Here is a 16,929-nt window from a genome sequence, read left to right on the forward strand (position 1 = left end):
TGGCGTAGCGAGCGGAGACTATTGCCCTTGGCCAGTCCGGTCAAGCACCTCATTCCGCATGGTTTTCACGAATCGGGAATGAACGGCCGGGCTTACCATCGGATGAGGACGGAGCCCCATGTGAAGCCGCCGCCCATCGCTTCGAGGAGGACCAGATCCCCCTGCTTGATCCGCCCATCGGAGGCCGCCTCGTTCAGCGCAAGCGGAATGGACGCAGCCGAGGTGTTGCCGTGAATATCGACGGTGACGACCACCTTTTCGAGCGGGATGCCCAGCTTCTTGGCAGAGCCGTCGATGATGCGGCGGTTGGCCTGGTGGGGCACCAGCCAGTCGATGTCCTCGGCCGTCGTGCCCGTCGCCTCGAAGGCCTGCTCGATGACGTCGGTGATCATGCCGACCGCGTGTTTGAAGACCTCGCGGCCTTCCATACGCAGCACGCCGACCGTGCCGGTGGTGGAAGGTCCGCCATCCACATAGAGCTTTTCCTTGTGGCTGCCGTCGGAGCGCAGTTGCGCGGTCAGGACGCCGCGATCGGCGGTCGTGCCGGCGCCTTCGGCGGCCTCGAGGATCAGCGCACCCGCGCCATCGCCGAACAGCACGCAGGTGGTGCGGTCGCTCCAGTCGATAATGCGGGAGAAGGTCTCCGCGCCGATGACGAGCACGCGGCGAGCCAGGCCGCCGCGGATATAGGCGTCGGCGGTGGCGACGGCATAGACGAAGCCGGAGCAGACGGCCTGCATGTCGAAGGCGGCGCCATGGCGCATGCCGAGCCGGTTCTGGATATTGACCGCCGTGGCCGGAAAGGTGTTGTCCGGCGTCGCCGTGGCGACGATGATGACGTCGAGGTCGTCCGGCGTCAGGCCGGCGCGGCTCAGCGCCTGGCGGGCCGCGCCTTCGCCGAGCGAGGCGGTGGTTTCGCCCTCGCCGGCGATATAGCGCTGGCGAATGCCCGTGCGCTGCACGATCCATTCGTCGCTGGTGTCGACCTTCTGTTCCAGATCACGATTGGTGACGACCTGCTTCGGGAGCGCTGCCCCGAAACCGCGGACTACTGAGCGGATCATTGTCTTCGTCAAACCTCGTCGCTCACACCGCCGGGCGCGCCTTCGGGCTGCCGGGTGGCGTGATATTTCGCCAGATCGGACTCGATCTTGGCCTTGAGTCCATTGCGGACCATGTCGTAGCCGACGTCGATCGCGGCCGCGAAGCCTTCGGCATCCGCCCCGCCATGGCTCTTGATCACGACGCCATTGAGGCCGAGGAACACGCCGCCGTTCACTTTCCGGGGATCCATCTTCTCGCGCAGCCGGTCGAAGGCGCTCTTGGCGAAGATATAGCCGATCTTTGCAAGCAGCGTGCGCGACATGGCGGCGCGCAGATATTCGGCGATCTGCCGGGCCGTGCCTTCCGCCGCCTTGAGGGCGATATTGCCGGAGAAGCCCTCCGTCACCACCACATCGACCGTGCCCTTGCCGATATCGTCGCCTTCGACGAAGCCGAAATAGGAAATGCCGTCGAGATCGGCCTCGCGGATCAGCCGCCCGGCCTCCTTGACCTCTTCCTGCCCCTTGATCTCCTCGACGCCGACATTGAGGAGGCCGAGCGTCGGCCGGTCGAGCTCGAAGAGCGCGCGGGCCATGGCGCCGCCCATCAAGGCGAAGTCCATCAGCTGCCGGGCATCGGCGCCGATCGTCGCGCCGACATCGAGCACAATGCTCTCGCCCTTCAGCGTCGGCCAGATGGCCGCGATCGCCGGGCGCTGAATACCGGGCATGGTTTTCAGGCAGAAGACCGACATGGCCATCAGCGCGCCGGTGTTGCCGGCCGAGACGACGACATCGGCCTCGTTCTTGTTCATCGCATCGATCGCCTGCCACATGCTGGACTTGCCGCGTCCGCGGCGCAGCGCCTGGCTCGGCTTCTCGTCCATGGCGACGGCAAGTTCGCTGGCATGCAGCGTGCTGGCGGCTTTGAGCTTCGGATGCGCGTCCAGCAGCGGGCGGCAGCGCTCCTCGAGGCCGTAGAGCGCGAAACGAATGTCCGGATGGCGCTCCAGCGCCTTGGCAGCACCGGGGATAATGACCTCCGGGCCGTGATCGCCGCCCATCAGATCAAGAGAAATTCTGACCACACCTGTCCTACCTTGCTAGTGCCGCCCCTGCCCAAGGCGGGCGGGCGTGCATGTCCCTCTCGCCCGCGCCGTCGGCTCGATCGGCGCGCAAACGGGCGGGTCAGGCCTCTTGCCGGCAAAATACCCATTTCGGCACACGAAACAATCACCAAGACCTGCGAAAGCGCCAGACGACGAAATCAGGTTGCCTTCCCTGCGGCCGAGCCCGACGCCGCGAGGCGGGCCATACTCAGTCCTTCTTCCAGTCCTTCAGCGCTGCGAAGGGATTGGGCTTGGCATCGGTCTCCGGCGTCCCCTCAATATGCGGGGCAAAAGCGGTGCCGGGCTTGCGCGGATAGGGGTCGATGGCAAGCGCCACATGCTCGGCGACGCTCTCGCCGACGTCGATCGTATCGCCCGAGAACACCTCCGGCGCATCCGGACCATCCGGATCGAGAATCATTTCGGCCGAATCATTGGCGGCGATCCGCGCAAGCTTCGAGCCTTCGGGCACGAAGATCACTTCGATCGGCTCGTCGATTTCGCTCTCCACCGGCTCGAGCGTCACGACGCAGGACTGGGTCAGCCGCGCACGGACATGACCCTTGACGCGCACGCCATCCTTCTTCCACCGGCCGATCTGCAGTTCGGCCGAAAGGCCCTCGACCGAAACGATGTCCCAAAGCGCCGCGAGCGCTACGCGCTCCGCTTCATTCGCCTCCAGCCGCACTTCGACCGGATTGTGCGAGATGTGGCCGACCCGGACGGGATAGGAAAAGGGGGCGGAATCCTGAGGCTTCATTCTGTCTGACCTGTTGTGTCCATCGCGGCAGCCGGCGGCAGGAGGAGCTGGCCGGCCTCCACGGCATCTTCGCCACGCGAGGCCAGCACGCGCTCTGCCTCGAAGAGGTAGGCTGCGAGCGCCGCCATGGCCGGTGCCGCCTCGCCTGCCTTCGGATAGATATTGCGCCGAAGCGCCTCCGCCAGCGCCGCCCGGTCGCCACCATCGAGGGCGGCGGCGTAGCTTTCGAGCCGACCATAGAACATGCCGGCGAATTTCTTCATTCTCTTCGGCACGCTGACATCGCCGACACCCAGTTCGCGGATCGAATGATCGACATCCTCGAAAAAGGCGTCGATGATCTCCTGGGCGATTTCCTGCCCGGCGCGGGCCGAGCTGCGGGTGCGGCGGAAGTAGAGGATCAGCACGGCCGAGAGCATCTCGAACCGCCCCATCACCGTATCCGGCACATTGAAGGCCTGATAGAGCGCAGGCTGGCGTGCCGCCTCGGTCAGGATCTCATATTGCCGGGCGACGATGGCGGCATTGCCGTTTTTTTTGCCGAACAGCCCGAAAAACATCATTACGCCCAGTTTTGCCCGCTTCAACCTGACGGACGTCCGCATCGTCTTATTGCATGATTGCGGAAGCTGGTTTACCCAAGCAGGCACGAAAAGCAATGGCGCATCTGCCAGCGTATCATTCTAGGGAGATGTCGTTGACGGGACCGTCTTTCAAGTCCGGCATGGAACATTCAAGCCGTTCGGCGACCGTGCTCCGGGTTCCGGGCGCCCTGGTCGTGGCCCTCGGCGCAAGTCTTCTTGCCGGCTGCCAGAGCTCAAGCGACATTCTCAATGTCTCGCAGACCTACCATCAGGGCTATGTGGTGGACGAGCAGACGCTGGCGCTCGCGCCGGTCGGCTCCAGCCGCGAGCAGGTCCTGCTTTCGCTCGGCACGCCCTCGACCACGGCCACCTTCGACAACGAGGTGTTCTTCTACATCTCGCAAACACGGCGCCGCCCGGCGGCCTTCATGAAGCCGAAGCTGATCGACCAGTCGATCCTCGCCGTCTATTTCGACAAGGAGGGCACGGTCTCGCAGCTCGCGCACTACACGCTGAAGGACGGCAAGGTCTTCGACACGATCTCGCGCACCACGCCGACCGGCGGCCGCGAAATGACCTTCCTCAGCCAGCTCCTCTCCGGCAACGGCATCGGCAAGAGCATGGCGAAGTCCATCTTCGCCGACGGCAGCTGAGGCAGCCGAATTCCAGCGCTCAAAGGGCCACCTCCATGCGGACGGTGGCCTTTTTTCATGGTGGAGAGGCCTTGACCGGGACTGCCAAGCGCCGCCGAGTGACGGCTCTGGCGGACGAACGCGGAGGGCGGAGAAGGCGCGTGCTAACTTAGTGGCCGCCAGGCGTCCATTGCTGCGCGTCCTCCAAACTTTGGCCAAACAGCGCCTCGAACCGGCGATCGAGGGCCTCGAAAGGCAAGTCGATTTCCTTGGCGAGCGTGGCAAGCCGATAGAGCGGGGTCTCCGAGAGGGCTTGGTAGACCTGCGGTCTTTCGCTGTCGGTGGGCGTGCTGCCAAGAAGGATCGCCCGCAGCCGCTCCGCCGGGAGAAAGCCGTAGCTCACACCCCCATGCGCGGCCGCGGATTCAAGCGCCGACCTCTGCTGCACCATCTCAACCTTCCTGGACATCGACGACCGAGCGAAGACGGCGTGAAGCGCCGCCATTTGCAGCCGCCATCCTATAGCGCAGCTTCGACGTTCTGTCTCACGGCGTTGTCTCGCGCGAAACCTCGTGCGTAGGACAGTGAGGCGACATCGCGATGACATCCCCAAGCCGAGGCTCGGGGATGCTCGACCGTCGATGGATCTCCCTACGCCAGCACCGCCAACAGCAGCAGGGCCACGATATTGGTGATCTTGATGGCGGGATTGACGGCGGGGCCGGCGGTGTCCTTGTAGGGGTCACCGACCGTATCGCCCGTCACCGACGCTTTGTGCGCCTCCGAGCCCTTCACATGCCGGGTGCCGTCCTTGTCGACGAAGCCATCTTCGAAGCTCTTCTTCGCATTGTCCCAGGCGCCGCCGCCCGATGTCATGGAAATGGCAACGAAGAGACCGTTGACGATGACGCCGAGCAGCGAGGCGCCGAGCGCCGCGAAGGCCGAAGCCTTCGATCCCGAGATCATCAGCACGCCGAAATAGACGACGAGCGGGGCCAGAACCGGCAGCAGCGACGGGATGACCATTTCGCGGATGGCCGCCCGCGTCAGCATGTCGACGGCCCGGCCATAGTCCGGCCGGTCGCGTCCTTCCATGATGCCCGGTTTTTCGCGGAACTGGCGGCGAACCTCTTCCACAACGGCCCCGCCGGCCCGCCCGACGGCGGTCATGGCGATCCCGCCGAAGAGATAGGGAATGAGACCGCCGAAGATGAGGCCGGCGACGACGTACGGGTTGGAGAGATCGAAGGAGATGGTCCCGACATCGGCGAAGTAGGGATAGCGGTCACCGTTCGCCGCGAAATAGGCGAGGTCGTTCGAATAAGCAGCGAAGAGCACCAGGGCGCCGAGGCCGGCCGAGCCGATGGCATAGCCTTTGGTGACGGCCTTCGTCGTGTTGCCGACCGCGTCGAGCGCATCGGTGGATTTGCGCACCTCCGGCGGCAGATGCGACATTTCGGCGATGCCGCCGGCATTGTCGGTGACCGGGCCGAAGGCGTCGAGCGCGACGATCATCCCGGCAATACCAAGCATGGCGGTGACCGCGATGCCGGTGCCGAACAGTCCGGCCAGCTGGTAGGTCGAGATGATGCCGGCCACGATGACGATCGCCGGGAGGGCGGTCGATTCGAGCGAGACGGCGAGGCCCTGGATGACATTGGTGCCATGGCCGGTCACCGAGGCCTGGGCGATCGAATTGACCGGGCGCTTGTTGGTGCCGGTATAATATTCGGTGATGACGACGATCAGCGCGGTGACGACCAGGCCGAGAATGCCGCAGCCGAACAGGGCCGCGCCGGTGATCTCCTTGCCGGCCACGGTGCCGATGCTGCCCCAGCCGACGGTGAGCGAGGTGGCCAGCGCCAGGCCGACGATCGACAGCAGACCGGTGACGATCAGCCCCTTGTAAAGCGCGCCCATGATCGAGCCGTTGGTGCCGAGCTTGACGAAGAAGGCGCCGACGATCGAGGTGATGATGCAGGTGCCGCAAATCGCCAGCGGATAGAGCATCGCGCTTTCAAGCATCGGCGTTGCGGCGAAGAAGATGGCCGCCAGCACCATGGTCGCGACGATCGAGACGGCATAGGTTTCGAAAAGATCGGCCGCCATGCCGGCGCAGTCGCCGACATTGTCGCCCACATTGTCGGCGATCGTGGCTGGATTGCGCGGATCGTCCTCGGGAATGCCGGCTTCGACCTTGCCGACCAGGTCACCGCCGACATCGGCGCCCTTGGTAAAGATGCCGCCGCCGAGGCGGGCGAAGATGGAGATGAGCGAGGCGCCGAAGCCGAGCGAGACGAGCGCGTCGATCACCTCGCGCGAGCCGGGCTCATGACCGAGAAAGGCAGTGAGCACCAGGAAATAGATGGAGACGCCGAGCAGCGCGAGGCCCGCGACGAGCATGCCGGTGATGGCGCCCGACTTGAAGGCGATGTCGAGGCCGGAGGCGAGGCTGACGGAAGCCGCCTGCGCCGTGCGCACATTGGCCCGCACCGAGACATGCATGCCGATGAAGCCGGCGGCGCCCGACAGCACGGCGCCGATCAGGAAGCCGAAGGCGGCCGTGGCCGAAAGAAGAACCCAGGCGCCGATGAAGACGACAGCGCCGACCACGGCGATGGTGAGATATTGACGGGCAAGATAGGCCTGGGCCCCCTCGCGAATGAAGCCGGCGATTTCCTGCATGCGGGCATTGCCCTGATCCGCGGCCAAAATCGACCGCGTCGCCCAGATCGCATAGACGACGGACACCAGCCCGCATGCGATCACGCCCAACAAAATCATCATTCCCATTGTCCTCCATGGAGGTCGAACGACCTCGTGTGAGACGCCGGCGCGAGCCTCTCGGACCCTTCTTCTGTGCCGGCTCCCATGCTCCCCCTTCCCCCTTCGGCCTCCTCAAGCCTCCGGGCGAGGTGGGGGTGAGAGTGCGGTGGCGAATCGGCCGCGTCAAGCCTTCGTGATGGGGCTTTTGCGCCAAGTGTCGCCGTGGTGGAGGACCGGCCGGAAATGGCGCAAATCGGGGGGCGAAGCTTGCTCTTGCCATGCGAGGACGATAAAGACCCAGCCATCGCCTTCAAGGAGATCTGTCATGACCGCAGCCGCTGAAACGCACGCCTTTTTCACCCGGTCGCTTGCCGATACGGATCCGGAAATCTTCGGAGCCATCGAGAAGGAACTGGGTCGCCAACGCCATGAGATCGAGCTGATCGCCTCGGAGAACATCGTCTCCCGCGCCGTGCTCGAGGCCCAGGGCTCGATCATGACCAACAAATATGCCGAGGGCTATCCGGGCAAGCGCTATTACGGCGGCTGCCAGTTCGTCGATATCGCCGAGGAACTGGCGATCGAACGGGCCAAGCAGCTCTTCGGCGTCAGCTACGCCAATGTGCAGCCCAATTCCGGTTCGCAGATGAACCAGGCCGTGTTTCTCGCGCTTCTGGAGCCGGGTGACACCTTCATGGGCCTCGACCTGAACTCCGGCGGCCATCTGACGCACGGCTCCCCGGTCAACATGTCCGGCAAGTGGTTCAACGTCGTTTCCTACGGCGTGCGCGAGGACGACCATCTGCTCGACATGGATGCGATCGCCGAGAGCGCGCGGGAGCACAAGCCGAAGCTGATCATCGCCGGCGGCACCGCCTATTCCCGCATCTGGGACTGGAAGCGCTTCCGCGAGATCGCTGACGATGTCGGCGCCTATCTGATGGTCGACATGGCGCACATTGCCGGCCTCGTCGCCGGCGGCCAGCACCCCTCGCCCTTCCCGCATTGCCACGTCGCAACCACGACGACGCACAAGTCGCTTCGCGGCCCGCGCGGCGGCATGATCCTGACGAATGACGAGGCGCTGGCCAAGAAGTTCAACTCGGCCGTCTTCCCCGGCCTGCAAGGTGGCCCGCTGATGCATGTGATCGCCGCCAAGGCCGTCGCCTTCGGCGAGGCGCTGCAGCCGTCCTTCAAGGACTATGCGGCCCAGATCGTCAAGAACGCCAAGGCGCTCTCGGCCACGCTGGTCGAGGGCGGTCTCGACATCGTCTCCGGCGGCACGGACAACCACCTGATGCTGGTCGACCTGCGCAAGAAGAACGCGACCGGCAAGCGGGCGGAAGCAGCACTCGGCCGCGCCTACATCACCTGCAACAAGAACGGCATCCCCTTCGATCCGGAAAAGCCCTTCGTCACCTCCGGCGTCCGTCTCGGCACCCCGGCCGGCACGACCCGCGGCTTCAAGGAGGCCGAGTTCAAGGAGATCGGCAATCTGATCGTCGAGGTTCTCGACGGGCTGAAGGTCGCCAATTCCGACGAGGGCAATGCCTCGGTGGAAGAGGCCGTGCGCGGCAAGGTCGTCTCGCTGACCGAACGCTTCCCCCTCTATGCTCATATGTAAGGTGTGACTGCGGATGCGCTGCCCCTATTGCGGATCGGAAGACAGCCAGGTCAAGGATTCGCGGCCGGCGGAGGACGGGGCGGCGATCCGCCGCCGCCGTATCTGCCCGGATTGCGGCGGCCGCTTCACCACCTTCGAGCGGGTGCAGCTGCGCGAGCTCGTCATCGTCAAGAAGTCAGGCCGCAAGGTCCCCTTCGAGCGTGAGAAGCTGCAGCGTTCCTTCGAGATCGCGCTGCGCAAGCGTCCGGTCGAGCGCGATCGCATCGACCGGGCGGTCTCCGGCATCATCCGCCGGCTGGAAAGCTCGGGCGAAACAGAGATTCCGTCCGAGGAAATCGGCCTTCAGGTTCTGGAAGCCCTGAAGGGTCTCGACGACGTGGCCTTCGTCCGTTACGCCTCGGTCTATCGCGACTTTTCCCATGCGGAGGATTTCGAGCAGGTGATCGCCGAACTGTCCGCCAAGATCGCCCGCGACCCCGGGGCCTGATCCCATGGGCGACATGACCGACCAGAGCGCCGCCCGCCGGACCGACGCCCGCTTCATGGCGGAGGCGCTGGCGCTTGGCGACAGCCGGCTCGGCTTCACCGGGCCGAACCCTTCCGTCGGCTGCCTGATCGTGCGCGACGATGGCGACGGCCCCCGCGTGGTCGGCGCGGCGGCGACGGCGCCGGGCGGGCGCCCGCATGCGGAAACACAGGCGCTCAGCCTCGCCGGTCCGCTCGCGCGTGGCGCAACGGCCTATGTGACGCTCGAACCCTGCTCCCACCACGGCCGCACGCCGCCGTGTGCCGAAGCGCTGATCGCCGCCGGCGTCGCGCGCGTCGTCATCGCGCTCGTCGATCCGGACAGCCGCGTCTCCGGCCGGGGCATCGCCATGCTGGAGGCAGCCGGCATTGCCGTCGAGACCGGCGTGGAACGCGAAGCGGCGGCGCAGGCGCTTGAGGCCTATCTCTTCCGCAAGCATCACGGCCGGCCGTTCGTGACGCTGAAGCTCGCCGTTTCCGCCGACGGCATGATCGGTCGCCTGGGTGACGGACAGGTGGCCATCACCGGTCCGGACGCCCGCACCTTCGTTCACCAGCTGCGCGCCCGCAGCGATGCGATCCTCGTCGGCATCCGGACGGCGATCGCCGACAATCCAGCTTTGACCGTGCGCCTGCCGGGTCTCGAAGAGCGCTCGCCGCTGCGCATCGTGCTCGATGCCCGGCTGGAGCTTCCCGTCACCTCGGTCCTTGCAAGGACAGCGCGGCAGGTTCCCACGCTGGTGATCGGTGGCGAGACGGCCGCAGGCGAGGCGCAGGAGCCGGCCCCCCGGCAGCGCGCGCTCGAAGAGCTCGGCGTCGAAGTTCTCGGTTGCGACCCGCGACGCCTGGATCTGCTTCTGCCGGCGCTCGCCACGCGGGGGGTCTCCTCGCTCCTCGTCGAAGGCGGCGCGCGCACGGCCACCGCCTTTCTCGAAGCAGGCCTTGTCGACCGCATCCTCCTCCTGACAGCGCCGACGCATGTGGGCGCCGGAGGGATCGAGGCGCCGATCGTGCGCGATACAATCCCGGCCGGCTTCACCCATCGCGACAGCACCTGGCTCGGGCCGGACCGGCTCGACCGCTACGACCTTGAAAGGACACTCTGATGTTCACCGGCATCGTCACCGACATCGGCACCGTCGAGCGTATCGTTCCGCTCGACGAAGGGATTCGGCTGCGGGTCGCCACCAATTACGACCCCGCCACGATCGAGATCGGCGCCTCCATCTCCCATTCCGGCGTCTGCCTGACCGTGACGGCTCTGCCGGAGGAAGGATCGAACGAGCGCTGGTTCGAGGTCGAGGCCTGGGAAGAGGCGTTGCGGCTGACGACGATCGGCAGCTGGCAGGAAACCGCGCGGATCAATCTCGAACGGGCGCTTAAGATCGGCGACGAGCTGGGTGGCCACATCGTTTCCGGCCATGTCGACGGGACGGCCGAGATTCTTTCCGTCGAGGAGGAAGGCGAGGCCACCCGCTTCCGCCTGCGCGCGCCGGATCATCTTGCCCGCTTCGTTGCGCCGAAGGGCTCGGTGGCGCTCGATGGCACCTCGCTCACCGTCAATGCCGTCTCGGGCACGGACTTCGACGTGCTTTTGATCCGCCACTCGCTGCAGGTCACCACCTGGGGCGAGCGCAAGGCCGGAGACCGCGTGAATTTCGAGGTCGACACGATGGCCCGCTATGCGGCGCGGCTGGCGGAGTTTCCGGCAGCAGGTGGCTGACCGGCAAGACCACGCAGCCGCTCCGCGTCGTGGCGGCAGACGTTTGCTGCGCCGCCTCTGCCGCAACCATGTCTTTAAGGCCGCTCATTAAGGAGGTTGTAAGAAGGCTGTGTCACTTTCCGGCCCGCAACACCTTCGGTAAACTCATGGCGCCCATCCAGCTTTTCATCGGCACGACGCATATCCTTGGGCTGATGGCGATGGTCGTTCTGGGTTTTTCCTGGTGCATCCGGGTCTTCGACGGCCATCGTGCCAAGAAGAGCATCATCGGACTGATCTTTGCAGCCGGCGGTCTCTTGTCGATGATCGATCCGCTTCACCTGCAGGAAGGGGTTCAGAGCGATGCGCGCCTGCCGCTGCTTGCACTGTCCTATGCCTTCGGCGGCCTGCCTGCGGCATTCATATCCACGGCGACTTTGCTGACCGCGCGCATTCTTCTCGGTGGCGCGGGCGCCTTTGGCGGCTGCGTCGCGATCCTGATGGCTGCCGGTCTCGGCGTCGTCGGTGCCAAGGTCGTTCGCCGCCACAAGGTCCGATCGCTTGCCCGCAGAGCGCTGCTTGCCGCAACCATCGTGGTCTCGATCGTCAGCAGCCTGTTCTTCATCGGCCCGGCGGTGTTCGTCGTCCCGCTCACTCAGATCCTGATCCTGATTGCCTTCAACGTCGCAGCTGCGATCGTTTTCGACGATTTCCTGCGGCATGCGAAGCGCAGCTATGCCGCAACCCGCGTCCTGCGGTTCCAGGCGGAAACCGATCCCCTCACCCGTCTGCAGAACCGCCGCTCCTTCGCCGAACAGGCCGACCGGCTGCTGGCCGAGGCCGGCTACGGCTCCGTCATCATGTTCGATATCGACCACTTCAAATCGATCAACGACACGCATGGCCATGATGTCGGCGACCGGGTGCTGTGCGAGATCGCCCGGATTGTCCAGAGCGAGATCCGCAAGGGAGATCTGGTCGCGCGGTATGGCGGGGAAGAGATCATCGTCTTCATTCCCGGGGCCAGTGCGGCCGTGGCCGCTGCGATCGCCGATGCGGTGCGCGCCCGCATTCAAGGCCATGCCTTCGAGGGCGCGGAGCACCTTCGGGTGACACTGAGCGCCGGAACGGCGCATGGGGCCGAGCCGCTGCTGGTCCTGACCAAACGTGCCGACGAGGCGCTCTACGCCGCCAAGCGCAACGGGCGCAACCGGGTCGAGCTCGCCGAAGCGGCCTGAGCGCCGCCCTTATCTGCTAACGCTCGAACATGATGACCTGTGCGCCGTGATAGGTCGTCCGGCGAATTTCCTTGAAGCCGTGCTTGGCGGCGACACGGAGCGAGGCGGTGTTCTCGATATCGACGATGCAGGTTCGCTTAACCCGCGGAAAGGCGCGCTCCGCCCAGCCGAGCGCGGCTCCCACGGCTTCCGTCGCATAGCCCCGGCCATGGGCGTGGGGCGACAGCGCCCAACCGGTCTCCATCGTGCCTTCCAGCGTCGGCGAGATCACCCGGTGAAGATCGTGAAACCCTGCCTCGCCGATGAAGCCGTGCCCCTTTTCCTCGACCGCGAAAAAGCCGAAGCCGAAATAGTGCCACATGCCGACCTGGCGCAGAAACCGCGTCCAGGCCTGCTCGCGCGAGAAGGGAACGCCGCCAATGAACCGCGTGACCGCAACATCGGCGAACAGCACCGCATAGCGTTCGAAATCGTCCCTGCGATAGGGGCGGAGAACCAGCCGTTCTGTTTCGATGGTGGGAATGGAGGTCATGCCTCTTTCTAGCCGCGATTCGTGGTCTCTGCGAAGAGGGTCCGCGCCTGAGCGGAGCAGATGAAGGACCGAAAATGCTTGCCATCGGCGGCGGCGCATGGTTTGACCGCGCCTCTGACGGCCGCGCGCCGCGCGCGCCCTCCCCCGATCTGAACACAGGTGACCGATGACCGCTTCCGGTGCTCCCCACATCCTCATCGTCGAGGCCCGTTTCTACGACGACATGGCCGATGCCATGCTCGACGGTGCAACCTCGGCACTGGACGCCGCCGGCGCGACCTATGAGGTCGTCACCGTTCCCGGTGCGCTCGAAATTCCCGCGGCCATCGCCATGGCGCTCGACGGCATGGACAATGGCGGCACCGCCTATGACGGCTTCGTGGCGCTCGGCATGGTCATTCGCGGCGAGACCTATCACTTCGATATCGTGGCCAATGAATCCTGCCGCGCGATCATGGACCTGACGGTCACCGAGAGCCTGCCGATCGGCAATGGCATCCTGACGGTCGAGAACGACGAGCAGGCCTGGGCCCGCGCCCGCAAGAGCGAGGGCGACAAGGGCGGCTTCGCCGCACGCGCCGCGCTGACCATGATCGCCCTGAAGCAGAAGCTTGGAGGCGAGCTTTGAGCGAGGGAACGGAACAGGCGCCGGTTCGCCAGGCCAACCAGCGTGGCGCGGCGCGGCTTGCCGCCGTGCAGGCCCTCTACCAGATGGACATCGGCGGGACCGGTGTTCTGGAAATCGTCGCGGAATATGAGACCCACCGGCTGGGCCAGGAACTCGACGGCGACACCTATCTCAAAGCCGATCCCGGCTGGTTTCGCTCGATCGTCTCCGGCGTCGTGCGAGAACAGCGCAAGCTCGACCCGATGATCGACGGCGCCTTGCAGGACGACTGGGCCCTCTCCCGCCTCGATTCGACCGTGCGCGCCATTCTGCGCGCCGGCACCTATGAGCTGATCGAGCGCAAGGATGTGCCGGTCGCCGTCATCGTCACGGAATATGTCGAGATCGCCCAAGCCTTCTTCCAGGACGAAGAGCCGAAGCTGGTCAATGCCGTGCTCGACCGCATCGCCCGCCAGATCCGCACCGACGTCCGGACCTGACCGCGCCACCCCGATTGCCAAGACCTGTCTCCAAGCCGCTCCTCACTGAGGGGCGGCTTCTTATATTGGTTTTTTCTAAATCTCTAAATCGGGTAGAGTTTCAGGATCGATGGCAGAAGCAGAGTGGCCGCGCCAGCCGGCCCATCGGGGATGATGAGCCTCCCCAACCTTGGCAAGGCAATGCCTTCGATCTGGAGTGACCCCAATGGGGCGCATCCCGTTCAGCATCACGCTTATCCTGAAGAAAACCCGCACGGGCTGGCAAGCCTCCGTGCGGGTCACGTTCTACAGATAAGCAAAGGGCAGCCGGAGCGGAAACTCCGGCTGCCTCCAGAAAATAGGTGAAGCGCCCGGCTTTTGCAAGCAACTCGCGATGGACAGCATCACGCGGCGTTGAGACGCTGCCCTGCCGTCAGATCAGGCCGGCGTCGATACCTTACTGCGGAAGTGCGCCGTTGCCGCCGGTGATCGGCTCGATGCCGGTCGTGGTCTGCAGCGCCAGTTCCTGCTCGCCGTCCATCTGATAGATATCGTCGCGGAACTGGACGACGCCGTCCTTTGCCGCCCAGGCGGTGATGTACTTGAAGTAGACCGGCACCTCGACGGCCAGGTTGATCGGCGTATTCTGGCCCGAGCGAATGGTGGCCTCGATCTGCTGGCGGGTCCAGCCGGGCGTGTCGCGCAGCAGCCAGGTCGTCAGGTCGCGAACATTCTGCACGCGCACGCAGCCGGAGCTTTCGAACCGGGCGAGCTTGTTGAACAGACCCTGCGAGGGCGTGTCGTGCATATATTCGTTGTTCGGATTGTGGAAGTTGATCTTGGTCGAGGCCATGGCGTTGATCTTGCCCGGGTCCTGACGGAACGTCAGGTTCGGCGCCTTCTCGGCATTCCAGTCGATCGTTTCCGGGGACACCTCGTTGCCCTGGCCGTCGATCAGGCGAATGGCGTTCTTCTTCAGATATTCCGGATCCTTGCGCATCAGCGGCACGATGTCCTTCTCGACGATCGAGCGCGGCGCGGTCCAGTACGGGTTGAGGATAACCTCGTAGATCTTGGAATTGATGATGTGGGTCGGGCGCGACATGCGGCCGACGACGGCAGTGTGGCGCTGGACGACACGGCCGTTTTCCACCGCTTCGATCGAGGCAGCCGGAATGTTGACGGCAACATAACGCTGGCCGAGATCGCCCGACATCGATTGCAGGCGGATCAGGTTGGTGTTGAGCTGCTGCAGCCGCACATCGGCCGAGACATTCAGGGCCTTCAGCGAATATTCGCCGAGGACGCCATCCGGCGGAAGACCGTGGCGCGCCTGGAAGCGCTTGACCGCACCATCGACATAGCTGTCGAAATCATTGGAGAGACCTGCGGACTGGGGCAGGTCGCCGGCCACCATGAGATGCTGGCGCAGTGCACGGACCGACGGATCCGAGACACCGAGCTCGAGCCGGACGCCGGGATTGACCTGCGGCCAGCCGCCCGACGACACGATCTGCTGATACTGGCCGATCGCGGCTTGCGTGTTGTAGATCGTGTCCATGCTGAAGATCGGGTTGTTCGACACGACAGCGGTGGCCGTGCGCGAGGCCTTGGCGTCGAACTGATCGTCCCAGCCGCCGCGTTGCGGGGCGTTGATGATGTCGGAAAGCGCATCCTGCGCCAGCGCGCTGCCGGCCCAGGCGGCGGCGCCGAAGCCGGCGGCGGAGCGCAGGAAGGCGCGGCGGGTTTGGGCGTCTAGTCCGATCTTCTTCGTCATCGATCCTACCATCAGGCTTCGGGAAGGCTTTGAAAGGCCCTCTGCGCTATCACGAACAGGGTTAACAAAACAGAAGCCGGGCGGTGCATCAGCGGCGCGATCCGCTCACGTGAGCGTGAGCGAACGGCGAGAGCAACCTGCTCGATTTCCTGCTTTTCTCATGATTTTTGGGTGTCACACCAATATGGCGAAAGGGTGTCGCAGACCAGAGGGCGGCAGCCGCCCGGACCGCGTCCGCATCGGCCCGATGGGCATCGTGTCATTCCCGCAACAGCGTCGAAAACGCCAAAGGCCGGGCGCCATCCCGCGCCCGGCCTTTTGGGAGTTCTTCTGCCGCTTACATGCGGTAGGCGATCGAGTCGTTCCAGAAGCGGTCGAGGCGCTGCAGCAGCTTGTTCATCTGGCCGAACTCGTCCGTGCCGATGCCGCCGACCTTGTGGATCGAGCCGATATGGCGCTCATAGAGCTTGGCGACGGTCTCGGCGATCTGCTGGCCATCTTCCGTCAGGCTGATGCGAACGGAGCGGCGGTCGATGCGCGAGCGCTGGTGGTTGATGAAGCCGAGATCGACGAGCTTCTTGACGTTGTAGGACACGTTGGAGCCCAGATAGTAGCCGCGCGAGCGCAGCTCGCCGGCGGTCAGCTCCGAATTGCCGATGTTGAACAGAAGAAGGGCCTGGACGGCGTTGACGTCGCTGCGACCCTGGCGGTCGAATTCGTCCTTGATGACGTCGAGCAGGCGGCGGTGCAGGCGTTCCACAAGATGAAGGGATTCGAGGTAGAGAGCGCGGATCGCATCTTCCTGCGGATCCTTGACGGGAGCGGCCTGCGGCTTGAGCTTGGTGTTCATGATGACTGCCTCTCTGTTTCGTTTGGCGGTTCTTGTTTGTTTCCGCCTTGTGAGAGACCCTATCGAACACCCATAAAATTCTACTTAAACCGCAGGCTTAACATGAACTTACCGTTCCGTGCCGCTGTCTCAGGGTGAATGAAACCTTGCCGTTCGGCTGTGCCGGATGCGCTCGAAGGTGATGACGGCCCGAAACAGCACGAAGGTGACCGCGACCAGTCCATGCAGGATCAGGATCAGCGGCTTCTGCCCGAAGATGGCCGGATAGAAGCCGAACATGACGATCTCGGCACTCGCCGCCACCACCCAGATGACGGGCCCCCAGGAGACCAGCAGCCAGAGGCCGAGGGCTGCCACCGGATAGGTGACGGCCAGCGTCACCGCCGCGACCCGCCAGGGAATGACGAGCAGATCGAAGCGCCCGGAGCCGTTGAACGAATAGCCGATCAACAGCGCCCAGTAGTTCAGCCCGAACCAGAAGCACGAGATGGCGACCAGCCGCAGAAAGACCGCGAACAGCCGTTCGGTCAGCGAGATCTTCGGAACGTGAACAGAATCATCCGACATGGGCGCAGGATAGGGGCCCGCGCGCCGCGATACCAGACGCCAGTGCGGTGAAGGGAGAGGCCGCAGAACCCTCGCCCTTGCCGCCCTCGCCCGTGCCGCCCTCGCTTGAGCCGCCCTCGCTTGAGCCGGCGGTG

At 64.8% G+C, this 16,929-nt stretch carries 18 protein-coding genes; 8 read left to right on the forward strand and 10 right to left on the reverse strand.

The window, feature by feature from the left end:
- Nucleotides 1-92: 92 nt before the first annotated feature.
- The 4 genes from U8330_RS11155 to U8330_RS11170 all read right to left on the reverse strand — a co-directional run bounded on the left by U8330_RS11155 (nt 93) and on the right by U8330_RS11170 (nt 3,472).
- On the reverse strand, nt 93-1,064 hold the full coding sequence (locus U8330_RS11155; protein ID WP_323105350.1) for a beta-ketoacyl-ACP synthase III: 972 nt from the start codon (nt 1,062-1,064) through the stop codon (nt 93-95).
- A gap of 8 nt (nt 1,065-1,072) precedes the next feature.
- On the reverse strand, nt 1,073-2,131 hold the full coding sequence (gene plsX / locus U8330_RS11160; protein ID WP_323105351.1) for a phosphate acyltransferase PlsX: 1,059 nt from the start codon (nt 2,129-2,131) through the stop codon (nt 1,073-1,075).
- A gap of 229 nt (nt 2,132-2,360) precedes the next feature.
- Complete coding sequence (locus U8330_RS11165) at nt 2,361-2,912, reverse strand: DUF177 domain-containing protein (protein ID WP_323105352.1); 552 nt, start codon at nt 2,910-2,912, stop codon at nt 2,361-2,363.
- Nucleotides 2,909-3,472: a ubiquinol-cytochrome C chaperone family protein gene (locus U8330_RS11170; RefSeq protein WP_323107258.1), complete on the reverse strand. Its 564-nt coding sequence runs from the start codon at nt 3,470-3,472 to the stop codon at nt 2,909-2,911. Before U8330_RS11170 ends, U8330_RS11165 begins: the two co-directional genes overlap by 4 nt.
- A 131-nt stretch (nt 3,473-3,603) precedes the next feature.
- Between U8330_RS11170 and U8330_RS11175 the strand changes: the two genes are divergently transcribed.
- The gene (locus U8330_RS11175) at nt 3,604-4,149 is read left to right on the forward strand and encodes an outer membrane protein assembly factor BamE (protein ID WP_416236844.1); all 546 of its coding nucleotides are present in this window, start codon (nt 3,604-3,606) and stop codon (nt 4,147-4,149) included.
- A 148-nt stretch (nt 4,150-4,297) separates the two neighbouring features.
- Here U8330_RS11175 and U8330_RS11180 read toward each other — a convergent pair whose 3' ends face one another.
- Nucleotides 4,298-4,633: a hypothetical protein gene (locus U8330_RS11180; RefSeq protein WP_323105353.1), complete on the reverse strand. Its 336-nt coding sequence runs from the start codon at nt 4,631-4,633 to the stop codon at nt 4,298-4,300.
- Nucleotides 4,634-4,779: 146 nt separating this feature from the next.
- The gene (locus U8330_RS11185) at nt 4,780-6,915 is read right to left on the reverse strand and encodes a sodium-translocating pyrophosphatase (RefSeq protein WP_323105354.1); all 2,136 of its coding nucleotides are present in this window, start codon (nt 6,913-6,915) and stop codon (nt 4,780-4,782) included.
- A 304-nt stretch (nt 6,916-7,219) separates the two neighbouring features.
- On the opposite strand from U8330_RS11185, the gene glyA reads away from it, so the two are divergent.
- The 5 genes from glyA to U8330_RS11210 all read left to right on the forward strand — a co-directional run bounded on the left by glyA (nt 7,220) and on the right by U8330_RS11210 (nt 11,983).
- Complete coding sequence (gene glyA, locus U8330_RS11190) at nt 7,220-8,518, forward strand: serine hydroxymethyltransferase (protein WP_323105355.1); 1,299 nt, start codon at nt 7,220-7,222, stop codon at nt 8,516-8,518.
- A gap of 13 nt (nt 8,519-8,531) precedes the next feature.
- Nucleotides 8,532-9,005: a transcriptional regulator NrdR gene (nrdR, locus tag U8330_RS11195; RefSeq protein ID WP_323105356.1), complete on the forward strand. Its 474-nt coding sequence runs from the start codon at nt 8,532-8,534 to the stop codon at nt 9,003-9,005.
- 4 nt (nt 9,006-9,009) lie between these two features.
- A complete protein-coding gene (ribD, locus tag U8330_RS11200) occupies nt 9,010-10,149 on the forward strand; it encodes a bifunctional diaminohydroxyphosphoribosylaminopyrimidine deaminase/5-amino-6-(5-phosphoribosylamino)uracil reductase RibD (RefSeq protein WP_416236845.1) in 1,140 nt (379 codons plus the stop codon).
- Nucleotides 10,149-10,766, forward strand: coding sequence for a riboflavin synthase (locus U8330_RS11205; protein WP_323105357.1), 618 nt, complete (start codon nt 10,149-10,151; stop codon nt 10,764-10,766). Before ribD ends, U8330_RS11205 begins: the two co-directional genes overlap by 1 nt.
- A 146-nt stretch (nt 10,767-10,912) precedes the next feature.
- On the forward strand, nt 10,913-11,983 hold the full coding sequence (locus U8330_RS11210; protein ID WP_323105358.1) for a GGDEF domain-containing protein: 1,071 nt from the start codon (nt 10,913-10,915) through the stop codon (nt 11,981-11,983).
- Nucleotides 11,984-11,999: 16 nt separating this feature from the next.
- On the opposite strand, the gene U8330_RS11215 is transcribed toward U8330_RS11210, so the two are convergent.
- Nucleotides 12,000-12,515, reverse strand: coding sequence for a GNAT family N-acetyltransferase (locus U8330_RS11215; protein ID WP_323105359.1), 516 nt, complete (start codon nt 12,513-12,515; stop codon nt 12,000-12,002).
- 166 nt (nt 12,516-12,681) lie between these two features.
- Here U8330_RS11215 and ribH point away from each other — a divergent pair, with 166 nt between their 5' ends.
- Both ribH and nusB read left to right on the forward strand, forming a co-directional pair.
- On the forward strand, nt 12,682-13,143 hold the full coding sequence (ribH, locus tag U8330_RS11220) for a 6,7-dimethyl-8-ribityllumazine synthase (RefSeq protein WP_323105360.1): 462 nt from the start codon (nt 12,682-12,684) through the stop codon (nt 13,141-13,143).
- Nucleotides 13,140-13,622, forward strand: coding sequence for a transcription antitermination factor NusB (gene nusB, locus U8330_RS11225; protein WP_323105361.1), 483 nt, complete (start codon nt 13,140-13,142; stop codon nt 13,620-13,622). Before ribH ends, nusB begins: the two co-directional genes overlap by 4 nt.
- A 436-nt stretch (nt 13,623-14,058) precedes the next feature.
- On the opposite strand, the gene U8330_RS11230 is transcribed toward nusB, so the two are convergent.
- The 3 genes from U8330_RS11230 to U8330_RS11240 form a co-directional block, all read right to left on the reverse strand.
- Nucleotides 14,059-15,378 carry a L,D-transpeptidase family protein gene (locus tag U8330_RS11230; protein WP_323105362.1) on the reverse strand — a complete coding sequence of 440 codons (1,320 nt, stop codon included), beginning with the start codon at nt 15,376-15,378 and terminating at the stop codon, nt 14,059-14,061.
- Between the two features lie 337 nt (nt 15,379-15,715).
- Nucleotides 15,716-16,228 carry a transcriptional regulator LdtR gene (gene ldtR / locus U8330_RS11235; protein ID WP_323105363.1) on the reverse strand — a complete coding sequence of 171 codons (513 nt, stop codon included), beginning with the start codon at nt 16,226-16,228 and terminating at the stop codon, nt 15,716-15,718.
- Between the two features lie 129 nt (nt 16,229-16,357).
- A complete protein-coding gene (locus U8330_RS11240; RefSeq protein ID WP_323105364.1) occupies nt 16,358-16,795 on the reverse strand; it encodes a DUF6163 family protein in 438 nt (145 codons plus the stop codon).
- Between the last annotated feature and the right edge of the window lie 134 nt (nt 16,796-16,929).

This window comes from Rhizobium sp. CC-YZS058 (assembly GCF_034720595.1).
Lineage (GTDB): Bacteria > Pseudomonadota > Alphaproteobacteria > Rhizobiales > Rhizobiaceae > Ferranicluibacter.

What these genes read in the sequence shown, in the direction of transcription:
- U8330_RS11215 (WP_323105359.1), bottom strand. Translation starts at nt 12,515, where the DNA reads ATGACCTCCATTCCCACCATCGAAACAGAACGGCTGGTTCTCCGCCCC.
- U8330_RS11205 (WP_323105357.1), top strand. Translation starts at nt 10,149, where the DNA reads ATGTTCACCGGCATCGTCACCGACATCGGCACCGTCGAGCGTATCGTT.
- ribD (WP_416236845.1), top strand. Translation starts at nt 9,010, where the DNA reads ATGGGCGACATGACCGACCAGAGCGCCGCCCGCCGGACCGACGCCCGC.
- ribH (WP_323105360.1), top strand. Translation starts at nt 12,682, where the DNA reads ATGACCGCTTCCGGTGCTCCCCACATCCTCATCGTCGAGGCCCGTTTC.
- U8330_RS11180 (WP_323105353.1), bottom strand. Translation starts at nt 4,633, where the DNA reads ATGGCGGCGCTTCACGCCGTCTTCGCTCGGTCGTCGATGTCCAGGAAG.
- nrdR (WP_323105356.1), top strand. Translation starts at nt 8,532, where the DNA reads ATGCGCTGCCCCTATTGCGGATCGGAAGACAGCCAGGTCAAGGATTCG.
- U8330_RS11240 (WP_323105364.1), bottom strand. Translation starts at nt 16,795, where the DNA reads ATGTCGGATGATTCTGTTCACGTTCCGAAGATCTCGCTGACCGAACGG.
- U8330_RS11165 (WP_323105352.1), bottom strand. Translation starts at nt 2,912, where the DNA reads ATGAAGCCTCAGGATTCCGCCCCCTTTTCCTATCCCGTCCGGGTCGGC.
- U8330_RS11170 (WP_323107258.1), bottom strand. Translation starts at nt 3,472, where the DNA reads ATGTTTTTCGGGCTGTTCGGCAAAAAAAACGGCAATGCCGCCATCGTC.
- ldtR (WP_323105363.1), bottom strand. Translation starts at nt 16,228, where the DNA reads ATGAACACCAAGCTCAAGCCGCAGGCCGCTCCCGTCAAGGATCCGCAG.
- U8330_RS11175 (WP_416236844.1), top strand. Translation starts at nt 3,604, where the DNA reads ATGTCGTTGACGGGACCGTCTTTCAAGTCCGGCATGGAACATTCAAGC.
- U8330_RS11210 (WP_323105358.1), top strand. Translation starts at nt 10,913, where the DNA reads ATGGCGCCCATCCAGCTTTTCATCGGCACGACGCATATCCTTGGGCTG.
- U8330_RS11185 (WP_323105354.1), bottom strand. Translation starts at nt 6,915, where the DNA reads ATGATGATTTTGTTGGGCGTGATCGCATGCGGGCTGGTGTCCGTCGTC.
- glyA (WP_323105355.1), top strand. Translation starts at nt 7,220, where the DNA reads ATGACCGCAGCCGCTGAAACGCACGCCTTTTTCACCCGGTCGCTTGCC.
- U8330_RS11155 (WP_323105350.1), bottom strand. Translation starts at nt 1,064, where the DNA reads ATGATCCGCTCAGTAGTCCGCGGTTTCGGGGCAGCGCTCCCGAAGCAG.
- U8330_RS11230 (WP_323105362.1), bottom strand. Translation starts at nt 15,378, where the DNA reads ATGACGAAGAAGATCGGACTAGACGCCCAAACCCGCCGCGCCTTCCTG.